Raw genomic sequence first — 26,964 nt, forward strand, 5'->3', positions numbered from 1 at the left:
CTGCCTCACAGTGCCGGTGGGGTGAACGTGCCGACGGCGCTCTCCAGCGCGGCCGCGACCCGGTACATCCGGTCGTCGGCCATCGTCGGTGCCATGACCTGTAGCCCGACCGGCAACCCCTCGGACAGGCCGCACGGCACCGAGATGCCCGGACCGCCGTACAGGTTCGTCGGAATGGTGAACAGGTCGGCCAGGTACATCTGGTACGGGTCGGAGGTGCGCGCCCCGATCGGGAACGCCACGAACGGCGTCGTCGGCGAGATCAGCGCGTCGACCTGCTCGAACGCGGCGGTGAAGTCCCGGGTGATGAGCGTGCGGACCTTCTGCGCCTGCCCGTAGTACGCGTCGTAGTAGCCCGACGAGAGGGCGTACGTGCCGATCATGATGCGGCGCTTGACCTCGGGGCCGAAGCCGGCCTCGCGGGTCAGCGACATGACCTCCTCCAGCGACCGGTTGCCGTCGTCGCCGACCCGCAGGCCGAAGCGGACACCGTCGAACCGGGCCAGGTTGGAGGAGCACTCGCTCGGGGCGATCAGGTAGTACGCCGGCAGCGCGTACCTGAAGTGCGGGCAGGACACCTCGACGATCTCGGCGCCCAGCTTGGTGAGCGTGTCGACCGCGTCGCGGAACGCGGCCGTGATGCCCGGCTCGGCGCCCTCGCCGGCGAACTCCTTCACCACGCCCAGCTTGACGCCGGTCAGGTCCCCGGTCGCGCCGAGCTTCGCGGCGGCCACCACGTCCGGCACCGGGGCCGGGATGGAGGTGGAGTCGCGCGGGTCGTGGCCGGCGATCGCCTCGTGCAGCAGCGCGGCGTCCAGCACAGTACGGGCGCACGGGCCGGGCGTGTCCAGCGAGGACGAGAACGCCACCAGGCCGTACCGGGACGTCCCGCCGTACGTCGGCTTCGCACCGACGGTGCCGGTGACGGCGCCGGGCTGGCGGATCGAGCCGCCCGTGTCCGACCCGATCGCGAGCGGCGCCTCGTACGCGGCGAGGGCCGCGGCGCTGCCACCGCCCGAGCCACCCGGGATCCGGCTCAGGTCCCAGGGGTTGTGGGTCGCGCCGTACGCCGAGTACTCGGTGGAGGAGCCCATCGCGAACTCGTCCATGTTGGTCTTGCCGAGCATCACCGTGCCCGCGGCACGCAGCCGCTGCACGATCGTCGAGTCGTACGGCGGGCGCCAGCCCTCCAGGATCTTCGAGCCGACGGTGGTCGGCACGCCCTTCGTGGTGAGCACGTCCTTGACCGCGACCGGCACGCCCGCGAGGGGGCCCAGCTTCTCACCGGCGGCGCGGCGCTCGTCCACCGCGCGGGCCGCGTCCAGCGCACCGGCGGTGTCGACGTGCAGGAACGCGTGCACGCGGTCGTCGACGGCGGCGATCCGGTCCAGGTGGGCCTGGGTGACCTCGACGGCGGAAGCCTCGCCCTTGGCCACCAGGCCGGCGAGCTCCGCGGCGGTCAGTCTCGTCAGATCGGTCACGATGCCACATCCTCGTCCAGGATCCGCGGGACGCGGAACCGCTGCTCCTCGGCGTCGGGCGCGCCCGACAGCGCCTCCTCGGGGGTCAGGCACGGCGTCACCACGTCCTCCCGCAGCACGTTCGTCAGCGGCACGGAGTGGGAGGTCGGCGGAATGTCCGCGGCGGCGACCTCGCCGACCTGGGCGACCGCCTGGAGGATCACGTCGAGCTGGCCGGCGAAGGTGTCCAGCTCCTCCTCCGTCACGGCAAGCCGCGACAGTCGCGCCAGGTGCGCGACCTCCTCGCGGGAAATGGCGGCCATCGGTGCCCCCTTCGTGGCTGTCCTGCTGGGTCCTCCTGCGCCGACCGCGGCGGTGGTGCGTGACGCGCGGTGACCGGAGCGAGTCTATTGTTCCGCCCCGGCGGCGCGTCCCCGACTCCCCCTCCGAGCCCGCCGGACGCCACTGCCCGCACCCCCGGCTCGTCGGGGGCCCCGACCACGAGCGGTCCCGCCGCGCCCCGGTTTCCCGCGCACGCTCACCGCGGGTGCCGGCGCGGGACCGCGGTGTCCGGACCGGCGGCCGGACGGACCGGGCGGTACCGGGCCAGCCAGGCGACGAGTTCCTCGGCCGGCATCGGCCGGGCGTAGAACCAGCCCTGCGCGGCGTCGCACCCGGCCGCGTGCAGCAGCCGCCAGGTGCGCTCGTCCTCGACCCCCTCGGCGACCACCCGCAGCCCGAGCGCGCCGGCCAGCTCGATCATCGACGTGACGATCGCCGCGTCGTCGGCGTCCTCCGCCATGCCCAGCACGAAGGAGCGGTCCACCTTCACCTCGGACAGCGGCAGCCGGCGCAGGTGCTGCAACGACGAGTACCCGGTGCCGAAATCGTCCAGCGCGATCCCCACCCCGAGGCGGTGCAGCCGGGAGATGGTGGCCAGCACCCGGCGCGGGTCCGCCATCAGCGCCCCCTCGGTGATCTCCAGCTGGAGGCGCTGCGGCGGTACGCCGTACCGGGCCAGCCGGCCGGCGATCCGGTCGGCGATCTCGCCGGTGTGCAGGTCCCGCACGCTGACGTTGAGCGAGGCCCGCAATCCGAGACCGGCGGCCGACCACTTCGCGAGCTGCTCCACCACGTCGTCGACCACCCGGAAGGTGAGCAGCCGCATCACGGCGCTCTGCTCCGCCACCCGGATCAGCTCCTCCGGGTCGACCATCCCCCGCCGCGGGTGCCGCCAGCGCAGCAGCGCCTCGACACCCACCACCTCGCCGGTGGCGATCGCGATCTGCGGCTGGTAATACATCGTGATCTCACCGGCGTCGGCGGCCGGCTCGCCGGACTGCCGGTCGGCCGTGCCACGGCCCCGGCGCTGCGGGGTCCCGTCGGGACGGCCGCCGCCCCGGCCCCGCGATCCGTTGCGTGCGCCACCGGCGCGGTCGTGGTGCCGCGCGGGGTCGGCCCGGTCGGCAGCGGCCGGGTGCCCGGCGGCAACGCCCGGGTGTGCGGCGGGACCGGCCAGGTGCCCGGCGGCGACGCCCGGCGGTCCGGCGGCGCCGGCCGCTGGTGCGTCGGCTCCCGCCGCCCGCGCCTCCCGGCGGCGGATCGGGTCGGCGGCGGTGACGATCCGCTGGATCAGCTCGTCGGTGTGGGCCAGGTCGTCGTCCCGCTGCCGCCGGCCACGCAGCCGCCAGCGGCCGGTACGGGAGCCGCCGTCGCGGGCCGGCAGCGCGGCGCCGTCCCCACCCCGCGCGGTGGCCGGAACCGCCAGCGCCGGCCCACCGGGGGCGAGCACCGGCTGGGTCACGTCCCCGTCCCGGCCGTCGGCGCCCACCGTCTCGCCACCGGCCGCTTCGACGTCGGGGTCAGCGAATTCCGCTTCCGGCCGGCCGTCGAGGCCCGGAGCGCCGGCGTCCGGGGCCGGCTCGCCCGGCCCCGGCTGGGCGGTCGAGGGATCGGCGGCCGACGCCCCGGTCTCCAGGACCCGGCGCAGGTCGGCCAGGAGCCCGAGCCGCTCGGCGGAGTTGTGGTCGGACTCGGCCGCGTACACGGCGACCGTGTCGTTGCGGTGCTTCGCGTCGTACATCGCCACGTCGGCGTGGCGCATGAGAGTGGCGAAGTCCTCCCCGTGGTCGGGGAAGAGCGCGATGCCGATCGACCCGCCGACGTCCAGCGGCAGCCCGTCCAGCGGCACCGGCTCGGCCAGCGCCGCGACCACCCGGTCGGCCAACTCGCGCGCCTCGCCGGCGTCGGTCAGCCCCGTCATCACGATGGCGAACTCGTCCCCGCCGAGCCGGGCGACCATGTCCCGCCCGACCACCTCGGTGAGGCGGGCGCTCACCTCGACCAGCAGCCGGTCACCCACCGCGTGCCCGAGCGCGTCGTTGACGTGCTTGAACCGGTCCAGGTCGATCAGCAGCAGCGCCAGCCGGGCGGGCGGCTCGCCGCGCGCCGCCCGCTCCGCGTGCAGGTGCAACTGCTCGCCGACCTCGGCGAGCAGCGCCTTGCGGTTGGGCAGCCCGGTGAGCGGGTCGAGGGAGGCGAGCTGCTGCTGCTCCACGCTGAGCCGGGCCATCCGGTAGACGGCGAACAGCGGCACGAGCACCAGCGGGATCAGCGCAGCGCTCGCGCGGGCGGCGGTGACCAGCACCGGCGCGAGCAGCAGCAGCGAACCGGTGGACAGCAGCTCGAACCCCAGGCCCTGCCGCAGGCCGGGCGTCCAGCGCTCACCGAAGCGCAGCCGCACCGCCGAGCTGACCAGGCCGTAGTTGACGGCGAACCAGGCCAGCATCGCCCCGCCCACGACCGCCACGTCGGTCCCCCGCAGCCGGCCGCCGTCGAACAGGTCGCCGGGACCGAGGCGGGTGACGGCGTACGCGGCACCGAGCGCGCACGCGTACTGCCCGGCGTTGAAGGCGGTCCGCCAGGGGGCGTATCCCAACCGGGCTCCCGACACGACCACGGCGACGGCCTGCACGGCGACCGCCGGGCCCAGCCCCCAGCCGAGCAGGATCGCGAAGGTGAAGCACGTCGACGGGAACACCGCCGACGACTGGCGCCGCCCGGGCGCGACGAACGGACGGGCGTCGCAGGCGACGGCCAGCACGGCCATGGTCCAGAACGCGGCGGGAAGCCGGGACACCTGGTCGGTGAACGTGAGCAGAGGAGCGGCCGAGACCAACGCGGCCACGGCGATGACCGCGGCCACGAAGGCGGAGAACGGCGCCACCCGTCCTGGTGGGACGGAGTTGCGCGGGTCGGCGGTCTCCATCACACCTCCGGCGGTCACGAACGGCGTACCCGTCCGTACGCCGTGCCCCAATGAAACGCCCCAGGTGCCGAGTTTCCCCGTCCGACAGTCACGAATCGGTCGTAGTCGTAATTAAGTTGGTATACGCGCCCAAGATCCCCGGCTATTCGCCGATGCGGGCGACCTTCTGGGCGGCGTCCGGACCGGCGTCGAGCAGGACGCGGAAGCCCTCCTCGTCCAGCGTCGGCACCTTGAGGCTCACCGCCTTGTCGGCCTTGGAGCCCGGATTGTCGCCGACCACCACGAACGCGGTCTTCTTGGACACCGACCCGCTGACCTTGCCGCCCCGGGACTGGATCGCCTCCGCCGCCTGGTCCCGCGAGAAACCGGAGAGCGTGCCGGTCACCACCACGGTCACCCCCTCTAGGGGGCGCGGCCCCTCGTCGACCGCCTCCTCCGCCATCCGGACGCCGGCCTCGGCCCACTTCCGCACCACCTCGCGGTGCCAGTCGACCGCGAACCACTCCCGGATGCTCGCGGCGATGGTCGGGCCGACGCCGTCGACCGAGGACAGCTCCTCCTCGGTGGCCTTGTCGATCCCCTCGACCGACCGGAAGTGCCGGGCGAGCGCCTGCGCCGCCGTCGGGCCGACGTGCCGGATGGAGAGCGCCACCAGCACCCGCCACAGGTCGCGTTCCTTGGCCACCGCCAGGTTCTCCAGCAGCTTCACCGCGTTGCTGCCGAGGCTGCCGTCCTTGTTGACGAAGAACGGTGACCGGGCGAGCTGCTCGGCGTCGAGGCCGAACAGGTCGCCCTCGTCCGTGATGATCTGCGCGTCGAGCAGCGCGGCGGCGCCCTTGTAGCCGAGGACCTCGATGTCGAAGGCCCCCCGCCCGGCGAGGTGGAAGACCCGCTCGCGGAGCTGGGCCGGGCAGCTGCGCGTGTTCGGGCAACGGATGTCGACGTCGCCCTCCTTCGACGGGGCGAGCGGGGTGCCGCAGGCCGGGCAGGTGGTCGGCATGACGAACGGCCGGGCGTCGGCGGGACGCAACTCGACCACCGGACCGAGCACCTCGGGGATGACGTCACCGGCCTTACGGATCACCACCGTGTCGCCGATCAGCACCCCCTTGCGCTCGACCTCGCGGGCGTTGTGCAGCGTGGCCAGCGCGACCGTCGACCCGGCCACCCGGACCGGCTCCAGGACGGCGAACGGGGTGACCCGGCCAGTCCGCCCGACGTTCACGTCGATGTCGAGCAGCTTGGTGTTGACCTCCTCCGGCGGGTACTTGAAGGCGATCGCCCAGCGCGGCGCGCGGCTGGTCGAGCCGAGCCGGCCCTGGATGGAGACCGGGTCGACCTTGACGACCACACCGTCGATCTCGTGCTCGACGTCGTGCCGGTGCTCCGCGTAGTAGGCGATGAACTCCGCAACGCCGGCCAGGTCGGGCACGACGCGCCACCGGTCGCTGGTCGGCAGGCCCCAGGCCCTCAGCGCGGCGTACGACTCGGACTGGGAGGCCGGCTGGAAGCCACGGCGGGCACCGATGCCGTGCACGACCAGGCGCAGCGGGCGGGATGCGGTGACCCGGGGGTCCTTCTGCCGGAGGCTGCCGGCCGCCGCGTTGCGCGGGTTGGCGAACGGCGCCTTGCCCTGCTCGACCAGCCCGGCGTTGAGGTCCGCGAACGCGGCGACCGGGAAGTAGACCTCGCCCCGGATCTCGATCAGGTCGGGCACCGCCGGGAACTCGGCCGACGGCGTCAGCTCACCGGGCACGTCGCGGATGCTGCGCACGTTGGCCGTGACGTCCTCGCCGGTCCGGCCGTCGCCCCGGGTGGCCGCCCGCACCAGCCGGCCCTCCTCGTAGGTCAGGTTGATCGCGAGCCCGTCCACCTTCAGCTCGCACAGGTACGGAACCGGGCCGCCGGCGTCGCGTTCGACCCGCTCGGCCCACGCCGCCAACTCCTCGTCGCTGAACGCGTTGTCGAGCGACATCATCCGCTCGGCGTGCGCCACCGGGGTGAAGTCGGTGGAGAACGTGCCGCCCACCCGCTGGGTCGGCGAATCCGGCGTGCGCAGGGCCGGAAACTCCGCCTCCAGCGCCTCCAGCTCCCGCAGCTGCCGGTCGAACTCCGCGTCGGAGATCGTCGGCGCGTCGAGCACGTAGTAGCGGTACTGGTGCTCGGTCAGCTCACGGCCGAGCGTCGCGTGCCGATCCCGCGCCTCCGGGGTCGGCTCGGCGCCGGCCGCCGCCTCCTGCGCCGGACTGGCCTGCTGACCGATGACATCCTCGGACACCGCCGTGACCTCCTGTTGTTCCGTTACCCGGCACGGTATCCGGCGGGTGGGACACTCCGCCGCCCACCCGCCGCGCCGGGACGGGCGACCCCGCCCGGAACGTGCGAGGATCGCCGGACGACGCGCCCACCGGCCCCGACGGGCCGCCGCGGCGCCGCGCGGCGGCCCCGCCGCGCCCACCCGTGACCAAGGGGGTACGCGTGCCCGACTGGCTGCTCTGGGCGGCGGCGATCGTGCTGGCGGTGGCCGCCGGCTGGGGGTGGAACGAGTGGCGGCACCGCGCCGCCGGACGCCGCTCCGCCGGGCCGGGCGGCACCCCCCCGGAGGAACCCGGTGGCAGCCGTGCCGAGGGCGCCGGCACCCGCGACGGGCGCGGTGGCGGCCGTGGCGGGGGCACCGGCGGCCGTGGCGGGAGCGGTGGCACCCGGCCCGGCGGGCGTGGTGACCCGCGGACCGGCTCCCGCCGGCGCGGCCGCGTCGCCGCCCCGCCCCGCCCGCGTACCGGTGCGGGGACGTCCGCCCCGGCACCCCGCCCCGGGGAGATCTGGTGGGCCGACGTCCCGTACGCCGACGGCAGCGGCTCGAAGGTGCGCCCCTGCCTGGTGCTGCGCGCCGACGAGCGGGGCGCCGACGTCCTGAAGATCACCAGCCGGGACAAGAGCGACCGGGACGACCACGTCCCCGTCCCGACCCGGACCTGGGACCCGGACGCCGAGCACGACAGCTTCGTCAACCTCACCGAGCCGGTGCGCGTCCCGCTCGCCGACTTCGCCAACCGCGCCGGCACCTGCGACCCGGCCCTCTGGCGTCAGATCCGCCGCCTCCCCCGGTGACCACCTGCCGCGGAGAGTTGATCAAGAGGTTCCGGGGCCCGGGGACGCCTCCGGAGACCGAAAACCTCTTGATCAACGCAGCGGGGGGCGTCAGGGGTGGCGGGTGGGCAGGGTGCTGAGGGTGAAGAGCTGGTCGGCGTACTCGATGCGGGTGGCCCAGTCGGCGGGCCAGGCCGGCGTGCCGAGGGCCGCGCCGACGAAGGCGCCGGCCAGCGCGGCGATCGAGTCCGAGTCGCCGGCGGTGGTGGCGCCGCGGGCCAGCGCGGCGACCGGGTCGTCGGCGTGCCGGATCGCGCAGTACAGGGCCGTGGCGAGCGCCTCCTCGGCGATCCAGCCCGCGCCGGTGTGCCGGCACGGGTCACCGCCGTCGTCCGGCCCGGCCAGCGCCGCCCGGAGGCGGCCGAGGATCGCGAGGCACTCGTCCCAGCCGGTGGCGATGAAGGCCGCCGGGCCGGCGGCACGAGCGACCTGCCACAGGTCGCCGAGCCACTCCTCCCGGTAGGTCCCCCGCTGCTCCCGGGCCCGCTCCGCGAGCAGCGCCGGCACCGCGGCCGGCTCGGCGCCGTCGCGCAGCAGCCGCACCGCGTACGCGGTCAGCTCGCTGGCCGCCAGACCCGTCGGGTGGCCGTGCGTCAGCCCCGCCTGGAGCTGGGCCAGCCCGGCGAGCGTGTCGAGGTCCACGTCGAGCAGGCCGACCGGGGTGACCCGCAAGTTCGCGCCGCACCCCTTCGACCCGATCACGGTCGCGTGCTGCCAGCGGGTCCCCCGGGCCAGTTCCGCGCAGGCGCGCAGGCAGGTCATCCCGGGAGCCCGGTCGTTGTCCGGGCTCACCGACCAGGCCACGAAGCGCCGCCGCAGCAGCGGCTCGACCGTCTCCGGGGTGAGCTGCGGCGCGTCGTGGAGGGCCCAGCCGACCGCCAGCGCCATCTGGGTGTCGTCGGTGACCAGGGCCGGGTCGCCGGTCAGCTCGCGCGGGCCGGCCGGGCCGTACCGTCGGACGATCTCGGCGACGGTCAGGAACTCGGTCGGCTTGCCGAGCGCGTCACCGTAGGCCAGGCCGAACAGCGAGCCCGCGGCCCGCCGGAGGGAGGGGTCGGTCATTCCCGCGATCATGCCGTCCACTGACGACCTCCGCCAGCCCCGCGGCCACCCGCCCGACCCGGGCGCCGCAGACCGAGGTGGTGGGACGGCGGAACCTCCCGGAGCGGAGGACCGCCCAGCGGCCGGGGCCCGGCGGCTCAGACGTCGAAGACCAGGCAGAACGGGTGGCCGGCCGGGTCGGCGTAGACCCGGAAGTCCTGCCCCCCGCCGGGCAGCCGGCGCGCACCGAGCGCGAGCACCTGCTTCTCCGCCGCCGCCACGTCCTCGACCTCCACGTCCAGGTGGAACTGCTGCGGGACGGCCGGCTCGGGCCAGGTCGGCGGACGCAGGTTGGGGGCCTTCTGGAAGGCGAGCCGGTGCCCGCCGCCGGAGAGCACCACCCAGTCGTCCTCCGTGTCGTCGGAGTCGAGCGGCACGCCGAGCAGCTCGGAGTAGAACGCCGCGAGGGCCCGCGGGTCGGGGCAGTCGATCACCACGGAACGAAGCTGTCCAATCATGGCGTCATCCTGCCCCGCCCGTACGACAGGAAACCTCACTCCTCCGCGAGCCGCCGCCCGGCGTCCCGGCAGGCGGTGAGCACCGCCCGGGCGTACCGCGGGGTGGCGTCGGCGAGCCCGCAGGCCGGGGTGACGACCACCTGCTCGGCAAGGCGGCGGCGCGGGAATCCGAGGCGGTCCCAGAGCTGGCGTACCCGGTCGGCGACCTGCGCCGACGTCGGCGCGCGCCCGGCGGACGGCGGCCCGGTCGGCACGGCGCCGGCCAGCAGCCCGAGGCCCGCGTCGACGGCCTCGCCCAGCGGGTCCAGGTCGGTGACCAGGCCGAGGTCGAGCGCCACGCCCACCGCGCCGGCCGTACGGATCAGCTCCAGCGGCACGTCGGGCGCGCAGCAGTGCACGACCACCGGCACCCCGACCGCCTCGACGACGTCGCCGAGCAGCGCGCCGGCCACCCCCGGCTCCACCGCCCGGTACGTGCCGAAGCCGCTCTCGGTCGGCACCCGGCCGGCGAGCACCGCGGGCAGCGACGGCTCGTCCAGTTGCAGCAGCACCGAGGCCCGGGGCAGGCGGCGGGTCACGGCGGCGACGTGGCCGCGTACCCCCTCGGCGAGCGACCCGGTCAGGTCCCGGACCGCTCCCGGGTCGCGGACCATCCGGCCGCCGATCGGCAGCTCCAGCGACGCCGCCAGGGTGAGCGGCCCGCCGACCTGGATCTTGATCGGCCCGGCGTACGTCTCGGCCTGCTCGGCGAGCTGGTCCAGGTCGCGCTCCATCAGGTCCCGCGCGCGGCGCAGGTCCCGCCCGGGGCGGGGCGCGATGCGCCAGCGGGCCGCGTACAGCTCGACGGGAAGCTCCACCAGCAGGCCGGCGGTGCGGCCGATCAGGTCCGCACCGGGGCCGCGGGCGGGCAGCTCCGGCAGGTGCGGCAGGGCGGGGAGCTCACCGAGGACGATCCGCTGGGCCTCGGCGATGTCGGTGCCCGGCAGCGATCCGACGCCGGTCGCCGCCCCGGCCGGCCACGGCCACCCCTGATCTGTCACGGCCGAAGACTATCGGGTACGCGGTGCCGCCCCACCCGGACCGCCGGTCCCGGCGCCCGCACGTACGCCATCCCGCCTCGGCGGGACCGGGCTCACCGGTACGCCGGCAGCGGTGCGGAAGCCGGCTCAGGCGGCGATGGTGGCGGAGCCGAGCACGACGTCGCCGGCCGGCTCCGGCCGGTACGCCACGATCGCCTGACCGGCGGCGACGCCCCGGACCGGGCGACGCAGCTCGGCGCGCAGGCCGTCGGCGGTCACCGTCACCGTGGCGGGCACCACGTCGCCGTGTGCGCGCAGCTGCACCTCGCACTCGACCGGCGCGTCCGGACGCACCCCGCCCGTCCACACCGGACGCTCGGCGCGGACGTGCGACACCGCCAGGGCCTCGGCCGGGCCGACGGTCACCGTGTTGGTCTTCGGCGTGATCGACAGGACGTAGCGCGGGCGGCCGTCCGGCGCCGGCCGGTCCAGGTGCAGGCCCCGCCGCTGGCCGACGGTGTACGCGTACGCCCCGGCGTGGGTGCCGACGACGGCGCCGGTGGTCGCGTCGACCACGTCACCGGGTGTCTCGCCGAGCCGCTCGGCGAGGAAGCCGCGGGTGTCCCCGTCGGCGATGAAGCAGATGTCGTGGGAGTCCGGCTTGTCGGCCACGGCGAGCCCGCGGCGCGCCGCCTCCTCGCGGACCTGTGCCTTCGTCGAGTCCCCCAGCGGGAACATCGACCGGTCCAGTTGCTCGCGGGACAGCACGGCGAGGACGTACGACTGGTCCTTGGCGAGGTCGACGCTGCGCCGCAGCAGGCCGTCCGCGCCGAGCCGGGCGTGGTGGCCGGTGACCACCGCGTCGAATCCCAGGGCGACGGCGCGGTCCAGCACCGCGGCGAACTTGATCTTCTCGTTGCAGCGCAGGCAGGGATTCGGGGTACGACCGGCCGCGTACTCGGCGACGAAGTCGTCCACCACGTCGGCGTGGAACCGGTCGGCCATGTCCCACACGTAGAACGGGATGCCGATCACGTCGGCGGCCCGGCGGGCGTCCCGCGAGTCCTCCAGGGTGCAGCAGCCGCGGGCGCCGGTGCGGTACGTCTGCGGGTTACGGGCGAGCGCCAGGTGCACGCCGGTCACGTCGTGTCCCGCCTCGACGGCCCGCGCCGCCGCCACGGCGGAGTCCACGCCGCCCGACATCGCCGCCAGTACCCGCACCTCTACCACCCTTCCCCATCTCCCGTCCGAGCGTAACGACCCGAGACCCCACCCTCGAACTCCCCGCACCCCCGCTGCGACCCACCCCACCCGTCCCAGCGCCCGCGATCACGAAGTGGTGGTGGCCGCAATTGGTGCAGAAGGTGGCACTTCGGGCACCACGGCTGCTGGCCGGCGGTCGCGCGGGGCTCAGCGGGGGGTGCGGTAGCTGGCGGCGCGGCGGGCGCGGTCCACCGCCGCGGGGAGGGCCCTGATCAGGGCGTCGATCTCCGACTCCGTGCTGGTGTGGCCCAGCGTGAAGCGCAGGGAGGAACGGGCGCGGTCGTCGTCGGCGCCCATCGCGATCAGCACGTGGCTCGGCTGGGCCACCCCGGCCGAGCAGGCCGAACCGGTGGAGCAGGCAATGCCCTGCGCGTCGAGCAGGAGCAGCAGCGCGTCGCCCTCGCAGCCGGGGAAGGAGAAGTGCGCGTTGCCAGGCAGCCGGTCCACCGGGTCGCCGTTGAACACGACCTCCGGCACCGCCTGCCGGACCCGCTCGACGAGGTCGTCGCGGAGGGCGGCGACGCGGGCCGCGTACTCCTGCTGGCGCTTGACCGCCGTCTCCACCGCGACCGCGAAGGCGACGATGCCGGCGGTGTCGAGCGTGCCGGACCGGACGTCGCGCTCCTGGCCGCCGCCGTGCAGCAGCGGGGTGGCGGCGACGTCGCGGGCGAGCAGCAGCGCACCCACGCCGGCCGGCCCGCCGAGCTTGTGCCCGGTGACGGTGAGCGCCGAGACGCCGCTGGCGGCGAAGTCGACCGGCACCTGGCCGACCGCCTGGATCGCGTCGGTGTGGAACGGCACGCCGTGCGCGGCGGCGACCGCCGCCAGCGCGGCGACCGGCTGGATCGTGCCGACCTCGTTGTTCGCCCACATCGTCGTCACCACGGCGACCCGGTCGCCGTGCGCGGTGAGCTCGGCGCGGAGCTGATCCGGGTCGACCCGGCCGGCCGCGTCCACCGGGAGGAAGCCCACCTCGGCGCCCTCGTGAGCGGCGAGCCAGTCGACCGCGTCCAGCACGGCGTGGTGCTCGACGGCACTGGAGACCACCCGGGTCCGCCGGCCGTCCGCGGCCCGGCGCGCCCAGAAGACACCCTTGACGGCGAGGTTGTCGCTCTCCGTGCCGCCGCCCGTGAAGATCACCTCGGAGGGTCGGGCGCCCAGCGCGGCGGCCACCCGCTCCCGCGACTCCTCCACCCGCCGGCGGGCACGGCGGCCCGCCGCGTGCAGGGCGGACGGGTTGCCGACCTCGCGGGCGGTGGCGACGTACGCCTCCAGTGCCTCGTCGAGCATCGGAGTCGTCGCCGCGTGATCCAGGTAAGCCATCAGGGTTCAGCCTAACGACCAACCGGGCACCCGCCGGACGCCGGAGTACGCGGGCCGCGAACGGCGGAGCTCGCCCGGTACGCCGGAGCCGGGGCGGGGGTGCGTCTCCTCCCCCGCCCCGGCTCGGCGCGGCCCGGTCAGCCGGCAGGTCGGGCGGCCGACGGGCGCGTCCCGGCGGTCACGCCGGGACGGCCGTGACCACGATGTTGTCGCGGTAGCGGCGGGTCTCGGCGTCGAACGGCCCGCCGCAGGTGATCAGCGTGAGGCGCGGAGCCCCGTCCCGCGCGAAGTACCGCTCCAGCGGGATCTTCGTCTTCCGGTACTCCTCCCGGGCGACCACCCGGTAGGCGCGCTCCCCGCCGGCGCCGTCGGTGACCGTGAGCGTGTCACCCCGGTCCAGCTCCCGGAGCCGGAAGAAGGCGCCCCGGCCCTGGGTGGAGCTGTCGACGTGCCCGGCGATCACCACCGATCCGGCCGTCGCCTCCAGCCCGGGGCCGTACCGGTACCAGCCGATCTGGTCCACGCTGGGCGGCACCTCGAACTCGCCGGTCCGCTCGTTGATCCCGACCGCGTTCACCCTGGCGGTCACCCCGATCGTCGGGATCTCCAGGCGGACCGGCGGGACGACCTCCGGCCCGGCGGGCAGGTCGCCGGCGGTGACCGGAACCGACGACCCACCGCCGGTGGCCGTCGCCGAGGGGCTGGCGCCGGCGAGGGCGGCCGCCTCGTCCGCGCCGACGTCCTCCGCCGGCCGGGTGGCGCAGGCGACCAGCGCGGCGACGGTGAGCGCGGCGGCGCCGGCGGCCATCGCCGCCAGCGCCCCGCGATCCCGCACCGTCACCGGCGGCCGGTCCGGGCGGTGGCGACCCGCGCCCCGCCACCGACCAGCAGGAGCACACCCGCGCCGGCCAGCACGTACCACCAGGTGCCCACGCCGGTGCCGGCCAGGCCGCCGTCACCGCTCGGCACACCGGCCGGGGCCGAGTGCAGGCCGGTGATCGTCTGCGCCACGACCTCCAGGTTGTTCGCCTCGGCGGAGCCGATCGCGTAGACGATCGTCGCGGTGCCCTCGCGCAGGTTCAGGTCGGCCGGGCCGATCGCCACGGTCGAGGTGCCGGCGAGCACGACGTCCGCGCTGACGGTGCCGGCGTCGACGTCGGCCTTGGCCTCGTTCGGGTTGGTCAGGTCCTCGAAGACCGGAGTGCCACCGGCCCGCACGTCCACCGCCGGGGCGGCGGCGGTGTGCCGGACGATCAGCCGCGCCTTGCCGGCGCCGACCTTCGCGGTGTCGTTGACGAACGGCGTGATCTTCGGCTGCCCGTTCGCGTCCAGGTGGGCGGCGATGCTGATGTTCGCCCCGCCCGGCACCTGGGCGTCGTCGACGGTGAGGATCGCGCTGCCGACCGGCTCGCCGGGCTTGGTCAGCGCGATGTCGTACGCCCCCTCCGCCAGGTCCAGCGGGCCCGCCACGTCGCCGGGCGCGAAGTTCGAGAGGGTCTTCTCGCCGTTGACGTAGACGTCGACCGGGGTGTCCGGGATGCCGTGCACCACGGAGACCTTGGACGTCGCGGCGTACGCCGGGGTCGCGGTGACGGCGGCGACACCGGCGAACGTCAGCGCGGCGACCGCGCCGCCGGCGGCCGCCCGGCGGATGTACGAGAGCTGCATGTCTGCCTCCTGGTGATTGGAGCTGATTCGTCAGGCTCGGCTTGCGAAACGGGTTACGCCCGTTCCGCGCCGGCTGGATGCGGCCGGAGACGATTTCTTTTTCTCCGGGCGACCGCATCCGCGGCCGGCCCCCAGGACGAAGAGCGGGTGGGAACGACACGACCAGGAAAGTGGGGCGGAGGCTGTGGGAGTTACAGTCGGGCATGCCCCGAGGAAGGCGAGCCGACCCGTGACGGCGGCACCACAGCAGCCCCCGGGTCCGCCCGAGGACGACCTGGCCGCCCGCTTCCGCGCCGGCGACGAGGCGGCGCTCCGGGAGGCGTACGACCGGTACGGCCGGGCGGTGCTCCACCTGGCCACCAGCACGCTGGCCAACCGCAGCGACGCCGAGGACGTGACGCAGGCGACGTTCGTGGCCGCCTGGTTGGGGCGCGAGACGTTCGATCCGGCCAAGGGGTCGCTGATCGGCTGGCTGCTCGGTATCGGCCGCCGCAAGGTGGTCGACCGGCTGCGCGCCTCGGCCCGGGAGAGCCGGGTGGTCGAGACGGTCCGTCAACTGCCCGACCCGGCCCCGGCCGGTCCCGATCCGGACACCGTGGTCGACCGGCTGGTCGTGGCGGACGAGCTGGCTCGACTCCCCGACGACCAGCGACGCATGCTGGAGCTGGCGTTCTTCGACGACCTGACACACCAGCAGATAGCGGCGGTGACCGGGGTGCCCCTCGGCACGGTGAAGAGTCACATCCGACGCGGCATGCAGAGCTTGAAACGCAGATGGGAGGTGGACGGTGCAACACCTGGACCACGACCGGCTGGTCTTCCTGGCGCTCGGTGAGAGCGAGGCGGACAACGGGGAGAGCACCCACCTCGACAGCTGCGAACACTGCCGCCTCGAGATGGAGACCCTCCAGCACGTCGCGGGCCTCGGCGCCGGCGCGCAGGGCCTGCGGGACCTGCCCGACCCGCCCGAGCACGTGTGGCAGGGCATCGTGGCCGAGGTCCGGGCCGCCGAGGAGCTGCCCACGATCGCGGGCGCGCGCCGCCCGGTGTCGCCGGCCGCGCCGACCGGCACCGCCGACGACCCGCCCGCGGTGGTGCCGTCGCCGCCGGCGCACCGGCGGGCCCGCCGGCCGCGCTGGCTGACGACCGCGGTGACCGCGGTCGCCGCCGCCGCCATGGGTGTGGTCGGCACGCTCACGGTGCTCGGTGTGACCGGCCCGGACCCGCAGCCGGCACCGCCGGTGCTGGCCACGGCGCCGCTCACCGCGTACGGCTCGACCCCGCCGGACGCGAACGGCGAGGCCCGGGTGTTCGACAACGGGCGACTGCACCTGCACGTGGCGAATCTCCCGGACGTGTCGGGGTACTACGAGGTGTGGCTGATCAACCCGGACACCATGGAGATGTTCTCGGTCGGCGTGCTCGGTTCGCAGAAAGACGAGCTGCTCCCGTTGCCACCGAACGTGGACCTTGAGGCATACTCGGTTGTCGACGTTTCCGCCGAGGCGTACGACAACAACACCGCCCACTCCGGCAACAGCCTGCTGAGGGGCACCCTGACGGGCTGATCGGCGGGCCGGCTCAGCTCCCCGGCCCGCCGATCAGCTCCCCTTCCGCCGCAACCGCCGCCGGCCTCACCCGAGCCGGCGGCCGAACCGCTTGTGCACCGCCACGACGGCGCTGACCGCCACGGCGACAGCCACGATCCGCAGCCACGTGTCGGCGCCGATCGGCGCCGTCCGGAACAGCGTGTTCATCACCGGCAGGTAGGTCAGCGCGGCCTGGCCGAGAGCCTGCAGCAGCACCCCCGCGAGGAGCCAGCGGTTGCTGAACAGCCCCAGCCGCCACGGTGAGCGGGTGAGCGACCGGCAGCTCAGCAGGTAGAACGCCTGCACGGTGACGAAGAGGTTCACCGCCGCCGTACGCGCTTCCGGCAACTCCGCCCCGGAGCCCAGCTCCCACTCGAAGAGCCACCAGGCACCGGCCACCAGCAGCGCGGCGACGAGCAGGACCCGGGCCACCAGGGCGCCGGTGAGCAGCGGCTGGGCCGGGTCGCGGGGCGGTCGCTCCATGACCCCGGCCTCCTTCGGCTCGAACGCGAGCGTCAGGCCGAGCAGCACCGCCGTGGTCATGTTGATCCAGAGGATCTGGCTGGGCAGGATCGGCAGCGCCGTACCGAGCACGATCGCGACGAGGACGACCAGCCCCTCACCGGTGTTCGTGGGCAGCGTCCAGGTGATGAACTTGGTGAGGTTGGCGAAGACCCCGCGCCCCTCCTCGACGGCCGCCTCGATCGTGGTGAAGTCGTCGTCGGTGAGCACGATGTCCGCGGCCTCCTTGGCCACCTCCGTGCCGCTCCGCCCCATCGCCACCCCGATGTTGGCCTGCCGCAGGGCCGGCGCGTCGTTGACGCCGTCCCCGGTCATCGCGACCACCTGCCCGTCCGCCTGCAACGCCTCGACGAGCCGGAGCTTCTGCTCGGGCGAGACGCGGGCGAACACCGAGGCGCGGTCCACCGCCGCCGGTCGCTCGGCGTCCGGCAGCTCCGCGAGGTCCGTGCCGGAGAGCACCGCGCCGGGCCCCGGCTCCGCGTCCAGCAGTCCGAGGCGTACGGCGATGGCGCTCGCCGTGGTCCGGTGGTCACCGGTGATCATCTTCACCGCGATCCCGGCGCGCCGGCAGGCGGCGATCGCGTCGGCGACCGCGGCCCGCGGCGGGTCCAGCATGGCGTGCAGCCCGGTGAAGGCCAGGTTGCCGGGCAGGTCCTCCTCCGCCAGGCCGGCACCACCGCCGACCCGCGCCATCGCCGTGGCCAGCACCCGCAGGCCCTCACCGGCGAGTTCCCCGGCGGCCGCCAGCACCGCGCGCCGGTCGAGCGGCACCGTCCGCCCCTCCTCGTCCAGCGCCTCGGCGCACCACTCCACCACCCGCTCGACCGCACCCTTGACCAGCACCACCCGCTCGCCGTCCCGGGTGTCGTGCAGGGTCGCCATGAACTGCCGCTCGGACGTGAACGGGATCGCGGCGACCCGGGGCAACTCGGCGGCCACCTCCGCAGCCCGCAGGCCCACCTTGGCCCCGGCCACCAGCATCGCCACCTCGGTGGGGTCGCCGAGCACCACGCACCGGTCGTCCCGCTCGTCCAGCCGGGCGTCGTTGCAGGCGACCCCGGCGAGCAGCGACCAGCGCAGCGCGCCGTCCTGCCCGGTACGCGCGATGCCGCCGTCGGGGTCGCGGATCTCCCCCGCCGCCGCGTAGCCGCTGCCGCTGACGCTGTGCCGGCCGGCGAGCGTCCAGACCGCCCGCACCGTCATCTGGTTCTCGGTCAGGGTGCCGGTCTTGTCGGTGCAGATGACCGTCGTGCTGCCCAGCGTCTCCACCGCCGGCAGCCGGCGGATCACCGCCTGCTGGCGAGCCATCCGCGCGACCCCGATCGCCAGGGTGATGGTGACCGCCGCCGGCAGGCCCTCGGGGATGGCCCCCACGGCCAGCGCCACGGCCGCGGTGAACGTCTCGCCGGCCCGCTCCCCGCGTAGGACGCCGACCGCGAAGGTCACCCCGGCGAGCAGCAGGATCACGACGGTCAGTACCCGGCTGAAGCGGGCCAGCTTGGTTGTCAGCGGCGTGTCCAGGACCTGGGCGCTCCCGACCAGGCGGTGGATCCGGCCCAGCTCCGTCTCCGCCCCGGTCGCCACGGCGAGGCCGGCCGCCGAACCGCCGGTCACCAGGGTGCCGGAGTACAACACGTTGCTCCGGTCGGCCACCGGCGTCTCGTCGGCGACGACGACCTCGTCCTTGCGTACGGGCTGGGACTCGCCGGTCAGCGTCGACTCGTCCACCCGCACCTCGTCGGCGCGGGCCAGGCGCAGATCGGCGGGCACCTTGTCCCCCGCCTCGACCAGCACCAGGTCGCCGGGGACCACGTCGTCCGAGGGCACCCGCCGTGGCCGGCCGTCCCGCACCACCCGGGCCTCGGTCCGCACCATCGTGCGCAGCGCGTCCAGCGCGGCCTCGGCCTTGGACTCCTGAAGGAAGCCGATGACGGCGTTGACGACGACCACTCCGAGGATCACGGCGGCGTCGACGTACTCGCGGAGCAGCAGGGTGACCAGGCCGGCGACCAGCAGCACGTACACGAGGGGGTTCTGGAACTGCCGGAGCAGCCGGCGGAGCACACTGCCGCGGGCGGCGGTCGGCAGCACGTTCGGGCCGAAGCGTTCCCGGCGCCCGGCCGCCTCCGAGGCACTCAGGCCGCGGTGGGTGTCGGTCTCCAGCAGCAGGACGACCTCGTGCACGGCCAGCGCGTGGTGGCCACTTCCGGGCGCCTTCACCGGCATTCGCACTCCTCGTTCCCACGTCCGGGCCGGGGGGTGCGCGGGGGCCCACAGGTCCATCCTCCCAGGTCGGAGCCGCCAGTCGTGCGGTTCCGGGCGGACGGCGGCACGACGAGGGCCGGGAACCTGCCCGGCTCCCGGCCCTCGTCGTGGTGCGAGCTCAGCTCACTTGCGCTTACGGATCTCCTCGGCGGCCTGCGGTACGACCTTGAACAGGTCACCCACCACGCCGAAGTCGGCCAGCTCGAAGATCGGCGCCTCCGCGTCCTTGTTGACGGCGACGATGGTCTTCGAGGTCTGCATGCCGGCCCGGTGCTGGATCGCGCCGGAGATGCCGAGCGCGACGTACAGCTGCGGGGAGACGGTCTTACCGGTCTGGCCCACCTGGAACTGGTGCGGGTAGAAGCCCGAGTCGACGGCGGCGCGGGACGCGCCGACCGCACCGCCGAGCAGGTCGGCCAGCTCCTCGACGAGCTTGAAGTTGTCGGCGTTGCCGACACCGCGACCGCCGGAGACGACCACCGACGCCTCGGTCAGCTCCGGGCGGGAGCCCTTCTGCTCGGCGACCCGGTCGACGACCTTGGCCAGCTTGTCGGTGTCGGTGACCGACACGGTGAGCTGCTCGACCGCCGGGCTGGCCGCGGCCGGCTCCGGGTTAAGCGAGTTCGGCCGGACGGTGACCAGCGGCAGGCCACGGGTGACCTTGGACTTCACGATGGTGGAGCCGGCGAAGGCCACCTGCGTGGCGGTGCCGTCGGCCGTCAGGGCCACCACGTCGGTCAGGATGCCGTTGTCGAGCTTGACCGCGAGGCGGGCGGCGATCTCCTTGCCCTCCTGCGACGAGGCGAGCAGCACGGCGGCCGGCTGCACCCGCTGGACCAGCTCGGCCAGCACGGTCGCCTTCGGGGCGACCAGGTAGCCGTCGATCTCCTCGCTCTCGGCCGCGTAGATCTTCTCCGCGCCGTACTCACCCAGCTTCGCGCTCAGCGCCTCGGCGGCGCCGGGGCCACCGAGCACGACCGCGCTGGGCGTGCCCAGGCCGCGGGCGAGGGTGAGCATCTCCAGGGTGACCTTCTTGACGCCGAATTCCCGAGTGGCTTCGACGACGACGAGAACCTCAGACATGTCCGTACCTGCTCTCACACGAACTTCTCGGTGGCGAGGAACTCGACCAGCTTCGCGCCGCCGTCGCCCTCGTCGGTGACCTTCGCGCCGCCGGAGCGCGGCGGGCGCTTGCTGTGCTCCAGCACGGTGCTGGTCGCGCCGTCGAAGCCCACCTCGGTCGGGGCGACGCCGAGGTCACCCAGGGACAGGGTCTGCACCGGCTTCTTCTTGGCGGCCATGATGCCCTTGAAGGAGGGGTATCGCGGCTCGTTGATGGTGTCCCAGACGGAGACCACGGCCGGGGTCGAGGCGGTGACCACCTCGTAACCCTCCTCGGTCTGCCGCTCGGCGGTCAGGGTCGAGCCGTCCACGGTGAGCTTGCGCGCACCGGTCAGGGCGGCGACGCCCAGCCGCTCGGCGATCATGTGCGGCATGACCTGGACGCGGCCGTCGGTCGACTCGGCGCCGCAGAGGACCAGGTCGGCGTTGAGCTGACCGAGCGCGGCGGCGAGCACCTTGGAGGTGGCGACGGCGCAGGACCCGTGCAGGGCGTCGTCGACGACGTGCACGGCCTTGTCCGGCCCCATGGAGAGCGCCTTGCGGATCGACTCGGTCGCCCGGTCCGGACCCATGGTCAGGATGGTGACCTCGCCGCCGTGCGCCTCCTTGATCTTCAACGCCTCCTCGATGGCGTACTCGTCCATCTCGTTGATGACGTTGTTCGCCGAACCGCGGTCGACGGTGTTGTCGTCAGTGCGCAGGTTGCGGTCCGCGCCCGAATCGGGCACCTGCTTGACGAGTACGACGATGTTCATCGCGCTTCGACGACCCTCCTGTGGTTGTGGCGATCGCTCGCCCGGTCTGGGGCGCAGCCTCCCGCGTGACTTAACGCTCGGTCAACCGCGGGCCGCTGTGCAGTTGCCCACGGCGCAATGTTACCCACAAGTAGCTTGCCCTCTCCGGAGGGCGGGGGTGACACAGCTCACCGCGCAGCTCAGGCCGCCTGCGCCAGCGCCGCGCGGATCCGTTCGATCATCGCCGTCTCCTCCGGGCTGACGCCGCGGTGCGCCTGGGCCACCCGGTCCGCCGCGGCGAGCACCACCTCGCGGTACGTGCCGACCTCCGACGGAGCCTTGCTCCGCAGGATCGCCACCGCACGGGTGAGCGCCGGGAGCACCACCGACTCGATCTCCAGCGCCGAGTCCCTCGGCAGCCTGGGCAGCGGGCCGGTGGTCAGCGCCTCCTTGACGACCCCGCTGGCGTCGGCCATCGCACCGGAGGCGGCGAAGCTCTCCCGGAACAGCGCCAGCATGCCGGGGTCGGCGTTGGACACCAGGAAGACCGCACCGAAGGCTCCGGTCTTGAGAGTCAGCCGCTCCTCGGCCGTCAACCGCTGCTCCATGATCACGGAGTGTAGACGTACGGCGTGGTCGTGGTGACCGCGACGAGGCCGAGCCGTTCCAGGATCGGCCGGCTGTCCGCCGAGGCGTCCACCTCAAGCAGCGTGGCGCCGCGCTGCGCGGCGAGCCGGGCCCGGTAGGTGACCAGGGCCCGGTAGATCCCCCGACGACGCCAGGCGGGCAGGGTCGAGCCGCCCCAGAGGGTCGCGAACCCGGTCCCCTGCGGGTACCGCACCCAGCCGGCACTGACCACCTCGTCGCCGGCCTCGGCCACCACCACGGTGATCGACTGCGGGTCGGCGGCGAGCTCCTTCTCCAGGCCGGGCCCGAGGTGGCTGCGGTCGGTGCCCCACACCGCCTCCTCCATCGCCACGATCCGGTCCAGGTCCGCACGCGAGGTGACCTCGCGCAGCCGGACGCCCTCGGGAACGACCGGGAGGGCGGCGGCGATTGGCGCGACCGGCCCGATCACGACGGTCTCCGGCGCTTCCGGCACGAATCCGGCGGCGCGCAGCCGGTCCGCCAGGTCGGCCGGTTCGTCGTGGCCGTGCAGCTTCCACTCGACCGGCTCGCCCCGATCCCGGAAGATCGCCACCTGCCGGGCGATCAGCTCGTCCAGCTCCGCGCCCGCCAGGCCGCCCAGGTCGTGGTACGTGAGGAAGCCGCCGTCGTCGAGGCCGAGGAACCGCAGCAGCGGGCCGTCCCGCTCGATGGACACGCCGGCCGGCAGCGGGTCGGGCACGAAGGCGCGCAGGTGGCGGTCGTACGCCCTCCGGAGGGTGTTCACATCAAGATCCGTCACCAGACCAGGCTACGTCCGGATGGAAGCGGATAATCAGCACGTGTGGCACGCGATCAGGCGGTGGTTCGACCCGCAGGAGCTACGTTCGGTGGGCACCACGCCGGACTACCGCTTCTCGCTGGCCAACGAGCGCACCTTCCTCGCCTGGCTGCGGACCGGCCTGGCGCTGGTCGCCGGCGGCCTGGCCACGGCACAGTTCCTGCCGCCGCTGCCGCTGGCCCACCTGCGTGAGGCGATCGCCATCGCCCTGCTGCTGCTCGGCGGGGCTGTCGCGGTCCGGGCCATCGACCACTGGGCCCGCACCGAGCGTGCGATCCGGCTCGGCGAGGAGCTGCCCGCCTCCCGCTTCCCGGCCGTCCTGGCGCTCGCCGTGGGCGTAGGGGCGCTGCTCCTGGTCGCCGCGGTGCTGGTCCGCGCCATCGGCGGGAATGGCTGACCGGGCGTCCGGGGTCAGCCGGCCCGACCCGGGCCTGCAACCCGAACGGACCCGGCTCGCCTGGCGGCGCACCGCGCTGGCGATGACGGTCGTCATGGTGTTGACCGTGCGGCTGGCGCTGCCCCTCGGCGCGGCCGGCGTGACACTCGGCGGGGTGGCGGTGCTCGGCTGGTCGGCGGCGCTGCTCGTCTGCTGGTGGCGGGTGACGGTCGCCCGACGGGCCGCCTACAGCCGGGCCGTGCCGCTGGCCGCGCTGGCCACCGTCGGGTACGCCACGCTCGGTGTCGTGGTGCTGATACGCGGGGTGTGGTAGCCGGCGCGGGTGCGTCATCATGGAGTCATGGCCCGGCTGTACGTCCTCGTCTTCCTCGCGCAGATCGTCCTCGCCGTCTGCGCTCTGATCAGCTGCCTCTCGGCCGAGGAGGGCGACATCCGCGCCCTGCCCCGGGTCGCCTGGGTGCTGATCATCCTGTTCTTCCCGCTGGTCGGGTCGATCGCCTGGTTCGTCGCCGGCCGTGACCGCGGTGCCGGTGGCGCCGCGAAGGCATGGCCGGTCGGCAAGGGCGTCGCCGAGCGCAAGCCCCGGCCGGTCGCCCCCGACGACGACCCCGAGTTCCTCCGCTCGATCGACGAGCGCACCCGCCCGCGGGACCAGGACCTGTTCCGGCGCTGGGAGGACGACCTGCGCCGCCGCGAGGACGACCTGCGCCGCCGCGAGGGCGACCCGCCGCGCGAGGAGAAGAGCCCCGACGCCTGACCGGCCGCCGGCACCGCGTGCCGGCGGCCGGTCCGGCTCAGGCCAGGTTCGACGAGCGGGGGTACGCGTCGGTCGGGTCGGTCAGCACGTTCACCAGGTACGGCACGCCCGCCTCGAACGCCCGCTTCAGCGCCGGCCCCAGGTCGGCGGCCTTCGCCACCGTCTCGCCGGCGCCGCCGAGCGCACCGACCACGGCGTCGTAGCGCAGCTCGGGCTGGAGGTCGGCCGCGACGTCGTAGCCGTACATGGCCCGCATCGGGTGCTTCTCCAGGCCCCAGATGCCGTTGTTGCCCACCACGATCACGACCGGCAGCTTCTGCCGGACCAGCGACTCCACGTCCATCAGCGAGAAGCCGGCCGCGCCGTCGCCCATCAGCACACAGACCTGCCGGTCGGGGTGGGTCACCCGGGCGCCCATCGCGTAGCCCATGCCGGTGCCGAGGCAGCCGTACGGGCCCGGGTCGAGCCAGGTGCCGGGCTGCGCCGGCTCCAGGTAGCGGCCGGCGTACGAGACGAAGTCCCCGCCGTCGCCGATGGTGATGGCATCGCGGGCGAGCACCTTGCGCAGCTCGCCGTAGACCCGGCCGGGGCGGATCGGGTCGCTCTCGGCGGCCATCTCCTCGGCGTCACGGGCCTTGGCGGCGTCCTCGGCGGTCCGCAGGCCGGCGATCCAGTCGGCGTGGTCGGCCCGGTCGCCGGTGTACCCGGCGAACGCGGAGAGGATCAGCCGCAGGTCGCCGGCGGGCGCGGCGGCCGGCTGGACGTGCCCGGCGCGCTGGCTCGGCGCGTCGACGACGTGCACCACCTTCGCGTCGCCGAAGTCGCCGAAGCCGAGCCGGAAGTCCAGCGGGGTGCCGACGACCACGACCACGTCGGCGCCCTTGACGGCGACCCGCCGGGCCTTGGCGAAGGCGAGCGGGTGCTCCGGCGGCAGCGCGCCGCGACCCATGCCGTTGGTGAAGACGGGAACCTGGAGCGCCTCGGCCGCCTCGCGCAGGGCGGTGACGGCGTCACCGGCGTACACGTCGGAACCGGCGATGATCACGGGACGGCTGGCGCCGGCGATCAGGGTGGCCGCCTTCGTCACCTCGTCCGGGTCCGGCTCGATCGGGGCGATGCCCGCCGGCGCGGGCAGGTCCGCGTCGGCCACCGAGAAGACCGCCTCGAGCGGGAAGTCCAGGAAGACCGGACCCCGGTGCGGGGTGAGCGCCGCGGTCAGCGCCGCGCCCACCGCCCGCGGGATGTCGTCGGTGCTGAACACCGTCTCGGCGTGCTTGGTCACCGGGGCGACCAGCGGCAGGTGGTCCATCTCCTGGAGGCTGCCCGAACCCCACCGGAACTGCGGGGCCCGCCCGCCCAGCACCAGCACCGGCGACGCGTTGAAGAACGCGCTGGTCAACCCGGAGATGCCGTTGGTGACACCGGGGCCGGCGGTGAGCACGGCGAGACCCGGTCGCCGCTGGAGCTTCGCGACCGCCTCGGCCGCGAAGACCGCCGACTGCTCGTGCCGCACGTCGTAGATCGGGAAGTCGCCCTTGTGCGCGGCGTCGTAGAGCGGGAAGACGTGCCCGCCGGAGAGGGTGAACATCTCCCGCACCCCGTACGCGCGCAGCGCCGCGAGCGCCAGCTCGCCGCCGTGACCTTCGATCCGCTCCGACATCACCGCTCCCCTTCGTTCCGGATGACCGGGGTCACACGCTACTCAGCGGTAGCCCGAATGTGAACACCGCTCGGGTCAGCGGCCGGTGAAGTCCGGCTTCCGCTTCTCGACGAACGCCGCCATGCCCTCGCGCCGGTCGTCGGTGGCGAACAGCGCCGCGAAGAGCTGGCTCTCCCAGGCGAGGCCGGAGTTCAGGTCCATGTCCAGGCCGCCGTCGACCGCGAGCTTCGCCGCGCGCAGCGCCTGCACCGGCCCGGTCAGGTACGGCTTCACCAACGCCACCGCGGCGTCGTACACCTCGGCGGCCGGGACGACGCGGTCGGCCAACCCGATCCGCAGCGCCTCCTGCGCGTCCACCATCCGGCCCGACATGATCAGGTCCTTGGCGCGAGCCGGGCCGACCAGGCGGGCGAGCCGCTGGGTGCCGCCGGCGCCCGGGATGATGCCGAGCTTGATCTCCGGCTGGCCGAGCTTGGCGTCCTCGGCGACCACCCGCCAGTCGCAGGCGAGGGCCAGCTCGCAGCCGCCGCCGAGCGCGTACCCGGTGATCGCCGCGACCACCGGCTTGGGGATCCGTGCGATCGCACCCAGCGCGCTGGACAGGTCGGCGGCGCGGTCGGCCATGTCCACATAGGACATGTCGGCCATCTCCTTGATGTCCGCGCCGGCCGCGAAGACCTTCTCACCGCCGTACACGATGACGGCGCGGACCTCCGGGTCGGCGGTGGCCGCCGTCGCCGCGGCGCGCAACTCCTCCTGCACCTGGGTGTTGAGGGCGTTCATCGGCGGCCGCTCCAGCCGGATGGTGCCGATGCCGTCCTTGGTCTCCAGCCGCACGAACTCGCCCACGCTGACCCTCACTTCCTCGTCGAAGTCGCGTGCCAACCTTACGGCCCGGCTCGTTGTGGTACGTAGTCTGGTGTCAGCGCCGCCACCGGGAGTTCCGTGATGGTCACGTACTACGACGACAGGTCGGTCCAGGTCACCTCCACCGCCGTGCGGGTGGACGGTCGGACCTTTGCGCTGGCCGAGATCAGCGCCGTGTGGCACCACCGCGGCAGCCGCTCGTGGCGGGTGCTCGCCGGCCGGGGCGCGATCGGCGCGGCCCTCGCCGGGCCCCTGGTCGCCGCCGGGCTGGGCATCGCGCTCGCCCTCTGGCTGGACCGCTCCGCCGCCGTCACGGTCGGGATCGTCGGCGCCTCGGTGCTGGTCGGGCTGGCCGTCGGGCCGGTCGCCGACTTTCTCTTCGAGCACCTGGACCGCTCGTACGCCCGCGGCAGCCGGCGGCTGGAGATCTGGGCCCGCTGGCGCGGCCGACCGGTCCAGCTGCTGGCCACCGGGGATGCCCTGCGGTTCGGCCAGATCTACCGGGCGGTGCAGCGGGCCGTCGAGGCCGGCCACCCGCCCGCGGTTCGCGGCCCGAACGCGATCGGCGCGGGCCGGAACGCGATCGGCGCGGGTCAGAACGGGATCGGCGCGTCCGGCAGCATGCCCAGGCCCCGCAGCAGGCCGTAGCGATCCTCGGCGGCGAGCAGCTCCACGATCGCCGGGGCGAGCACGGTGAGCCCGGGGGACGAGACCGCCGCCGCGCGCAGCTCCGCCAGGCCCTCGTGACGAGGTCCGCCAGTACCGCCGGACCACCTCGACGTTGCGTTCCTGCTCGGTCCCCCGGGCCCGCCTGCCGGTGCCGCTCGGAACCTGTTCGTCGTCGACGCGCCCCTACACGTAGCCCTCCCGGCCCCTTTGGACCTGATGTCGTTG

General features: G+C 74.4%; 25 protein-coding genes. 7 read left to right on the plus strand and 18 right to left on the minus strand.

The annotated features are described in order from the left end of the window. Positions 1–5: 5 nt before the first annotated feature. The 4 genes from gatA to ligA form a co-directional block, all read right to left on the minus strand. Positions 6–1,481, minus strand: a complete 1,476-nt coding sequence (gatA, locus tag ACN26Y_RS01445) for an Asp-tRNA(Asn)/Glu-tRNA(Gln) amidotransferase subunit GatA (RefSeq protein WP_155333707.1) — start codon at positions 1,479–1,481, stop codon at positions 6–8. Next, positions 1,478–1,783 carry an Asp-tRNA(Asn)/Glu-tRNA(Gln) amidotransferase subunit GatC gene (gene gatC / locus ACN26Y_RS01450; RefSeq protein ID WP_088995614.1) on the minus strand — a complete coding sequence of 102 codons (306 nt, stop codon included), beginning with the start codon at positions 1,781–1,783 and terminating at the stop codon, positions 1,478–1,480. Before gatC ends, gatA begins: the two co-directional genes overlap by 4 nt. A gap of 215 nt (positions 1,784–1,998) precedes the next feature. Continuing rightward, a complete protein-coding gene (locus tag ACN26Y_RS01455; protein WP_422734107.1) occupies positions 1,999–4,728 on the minus strand; it encodes an EAL domain-containing protein in 2,730 nt (909 codons plus the stop codon). A 142-nt stretch (positions 4,729–4,870) separates the two neighbouring features. Beyond that, positions 4,871–7,006 (minus strand): NAD-dependent DNA ligase LigA, encoded by a 2,136-nt coding sequence (gene ligA / locus ACN26Y_RS01460; protein ID WP_155333709.1) that lies wholly within the window; start codon positions 7,004–7,006, stop codon positions 4,871–4,873. Between the two features lie 200 nt (positions 7,007–7,206). Here ligA and ACN26Y_RS01465 point away from each other — a divergent pair, with 200 nt between their 5' ends. Next, positions 7,207–7,839, plus strand: coding sequence for a type II toxin-antitoxin system PemK/MazF family toxin (locus ACN26Y_RS01465; protein ID WP_155333710.1), 633 nt, complete (start codon positions 7,207–7,209; stop codon positions 7,837–7,839). A 90-nt stretch (positions 7,840–7,929) separates the two neighbouring features. Here ACN26Y_RS01465 and ACN26Y_RS01470 read toward each other — a convergent pair whose 3' ends face one another. The 7 genes from ACN26Y_RS01470 to ACN26Y_RS01500 form a co-directional block, all read right to left on the minus strand. Next, positions 7,930–8,940: an ADP-ribosylglycohydrolase family protein gene (locus ACN26Y_RS01470; RefSeq protein WP_422734108.1), complete on the minus strand. Its 1,011-nt coding sequence runs from the start codon at positions 8,938–8,940 to the stop codon at positions 7,930–7,932. 137 nt (positions 8,941–9,077) lie between these two features. Beyond that, a complete protein-coding gene (locus ACN26Y_RS01475) occupies positions 9,078–9,437 on the minus strand; it encodes a VOC family protein (protein ID WP_155333711.1) in 360 nt (119 codons plus the stop codon). Positions 9,438–9,472: 35 nt separating this feature from the next. Beyond that, positions 9,473–10,477, minus strand: a complete 1,005-nt coding sequence (locus tag ACN26Y_RS01480) for a methionine synthase (protein WP_155333712.1) — start codon at positions 10,475–10,477, stop codon at positions 9,473–9,475. A gap of 126 nt (positions 10,478–10,603) precedes the next feature. After that, positions 10,604–11,677: a tRNA 2-thiouridine(34) synthase MnmA gene (mnmA, locus tag ACN26Y_RS01485; RefSeq protein ID WP_155333713.1), complete on the minus strand. Its 1,074-nt coding sequence runs from the start codon at positions 11,675–11,677 to the stop codon at positions 10,604–10,606. A 189-nt stretch (positions 11,678–11,866) separates the two neighbouring features. Beyond that, positions 11,867–13,042 carry a cysteine desulfurase family protein gene (locus ACN26Y_RS01490; protein WP_155333714.1) on the minus strand — a complete coding sequence of 392 codons (1,176 nt, stop codon included), beginning with the start codon at positions 13,040–13,042 and terminating at the stop codon, positions 11,867–11,869. A gap of 178 nt (positions 13,043–13,220) precedes the next feature. Further along, positions 13,221–13,883, minus strand: a complete 663-nt coding sequence (locus tag ACN26Y_RS01495; RefSeq protein ID WP_155333715.1) for a class F sortase — start codon at positions 13,881–13,883, stop codon at positions 13,221–13,223. Beyond that, a complete protein-coding gene (locus ACN26Y_RS01500; RefSeq protein ID WP_155333716.1) occupies positions 13,880–14,710 on the minus strand; it encodes a DUF4397 domain-containing protein in 831 nt (276 codons plus the stop codon). The genes ACN26Y_RS01495 and ACN26Y_RS01500 overlap by 4 nt, the downstream gene beginning before the upstream one ends. A 229-nt stretch (positions 14,711–14,939) precedes the next feature. On the opposite strand from ACN26Y_RS01500, the gene ACN26Y_RS01505 reads away from it, so the two are divergent. Both ACN26Y_RS01505 and ACN26Y_RS01510 read left to right on the plus strand, forming a co-directional pair. Next, on the plus strand, positions 14,940–15,545 hold the full coding sequence (locus tag ACN26Y_RS01505; RefSeq protein ID WP_155333717.1) for an RNA polymerase sigma factor: 606 nt from the start codon (positions 14,940–14,942) through the stop codon (positions 15,543–15,545). Next, on the plus strand, positions 15,499–16,278 hold the full coding sequence (locus tag ACN26Y_RS01510) for an anti-sigma factor (RefSeq protein ID WP_155333718.1): 780 nt from the start codon (positions 15,499–15,501) through the stop codon (positions 16,276–16,278). Before ACN26Y_RS01505 ends, ACN26Y_RS01510 begins: the two co-directional genes overlap by 47 nt. A 66-nt stretch (positions 16,279–16,344) precedes the next feature. Here ACN26Y_RS01510 and ACN26Y_RS01515 read toward each other — a convergent pair whose 3' ends face one another. From ACN26Y_RS01515 to ACN26Y_RS01535, 5 genes are all read right to left on the minus strand, one after another. Further along, the gene (locus tag ACN26Y_RS01515) at positions 16,345–19,047 is read right to left on the minus strand and encodes a cation-translocating P-type ATPase (RefSeq protein WP_422734109.1); all 2,703 of its coding nucleotides are present in this window, start codon (positions 19,045–19,047) and stop codon (positions 16,345–16,347) included. A gap of 162 nt (positions 19,048–19,209) precedes the next feature. Continuing rightward, entirely contained in the window at positions 19,210–20,169 is a 960-nt protein-coding gene (locus tag ACN26Y_RS01520) for an electron transfer flavoprotein subunit alpha/FixB family protein (RefSeq protein ID WP_366598343.1), read from the minus strand. 14 nt (positions 20,170–20,183) lie between these two features. Further along, positions 20,184–20,963, minus strand: a complete 780-nt coding sequence (locus ACN26Y_RS01525) for an electron transfer flavoprotein subunit beta/FixA family protein (protein WP_155333721.1) — start codon at positions 20,961–20,963, stop codon at positions 20,184–20,186. Between the two features lie 179 nt (positions 20,964–21,142). Continuing rightward, positions 21,143–21,556 (minus strand): hypothetical protein, encoded by a 414-nt coding sequence (locus tag ACN26Y_RS01530; RefSeq protein ID WP_155333722.1) that lies wholly within the window; start codon positions 21,554–21,556, stop codon positions 21,143–21,145. Beyond that, entirely contained in the window at positions 21,553–22,350 is a 798-nt protein-coding gene (locus ACN26Y_RS01535) for a GNAT family N-acetyltransferase (RefSeq protein ID WP_155333723.1), read from the minus strand. The genes ACN26Y_RS01530 and ACN26Y_RS01535 overlap by 4 nt, the downstream gene beginning before the upstream one ends. Positions 22,351–22,369: 19 nt before the next feature. Here ACN26Y_RS01535 and ACN26Y_RS01540 point away from each other — a divergent pair, with 19 nt between their 5' ends. The 3 genes from ACN26Y_RS01540 to ACN26Y_RS01550 are packed head-to-tail and all read left to right on the plus strand — an operon-like array spanning position 22,370 to position 23,543. Continuing rightward, entirely contained in the window at positions 22,370–22,786 is a 417-nt protein-coding gene (locus ACN26Y_RS01540; protein ID WP_422734110.1) for a YidH family protein, read from the plus strand. After that, complete coding sequence (locus tag ACN26Y_RS01545; protein WP_155333724.1) at positions 22,779–23,099, plus strand: DUF202 domain-containing protein; 321 nt, start codon at positions 22,779–22,781, stop codon at positions 23,097–23,099. Before ACN26Y_RS01540 ends, ACN26Y_RS01545 begins: the two co-directional genes overlap by 8 nt. Before the next feature lie 27 nt (positions 23,100–23,126). Continuing rightward, positions 23,127–23,543 (plus strand): PLD nuclease N-terminal domain-containing protein, encoded by a 417-nt coding sequence (locus tag ACN26Y_RS01550; RefSeq protein WP_155333725.1) that lies wholly within the window; start codon positions 23,127–23,129, stop codon positions 23,541–23,543. A gap of 37 nt (positions 23,544–23,580) precedes the next feature. On the opposite strand, the gene ACN26Y_RS01555 is transcribed toward ACN26Y_RS01550, so the two are convergent. Beyond that, positions 23,581–25,203 carry an acetolactate synthase gene (locus ACN26Y_RS01555; protein WP_155333726.1) on the minus strand — a complete coding sequence of 541 codons (1,623 nt, stop codon included), beginning with the start codon at positions 25,201–25,203 and terminating at the stop codon, positions 23,581–23,583. A gap of 75 nt (positions 25,204–25,278) precedes the next feature. After that, positions 25,279–26,052: an enoyl-CoA hydratase-related protein gene (locus tag ACN26Y_RS01560; RefSeq protein ID WP_155333727.1), complete on the minus strand. Its 774-nt coding sequence runs from the start codon at positions 26,050–26,052 to the stop codon at positions 25,279–25,281. Positions 26,053–26,151: 99 nt separating this feature from the next. Here ACN26Y_RS01560 and ACN26Y_RS01565 point away from each other — a divergent pair, with 99 nt between their 5' ends. Beyond that, positions 26,152–26,718 (plus strand): DUF6232 family protein, encoded by a 567-nt coding sequence (locus ACN26Y_RS01565; protein WP_155333728.1) that lies wholly within the window; start codon positions 26,152–26,154, stop codon positions 26,716–26,718. Positions 26,719–26,964: the final 246 nt, after the last annotated feature.

Origin of the sequence: Micromonospora sp. WMMD558 (assembly GCF_049315255.1) — a bacterium.
In the GTDB taxonomy this organism is placed as follows: Bacteria; Actinomycetota; Actinomycetes; order Mycobacteriales; family Micromonosporaceae; genus Micromonospora.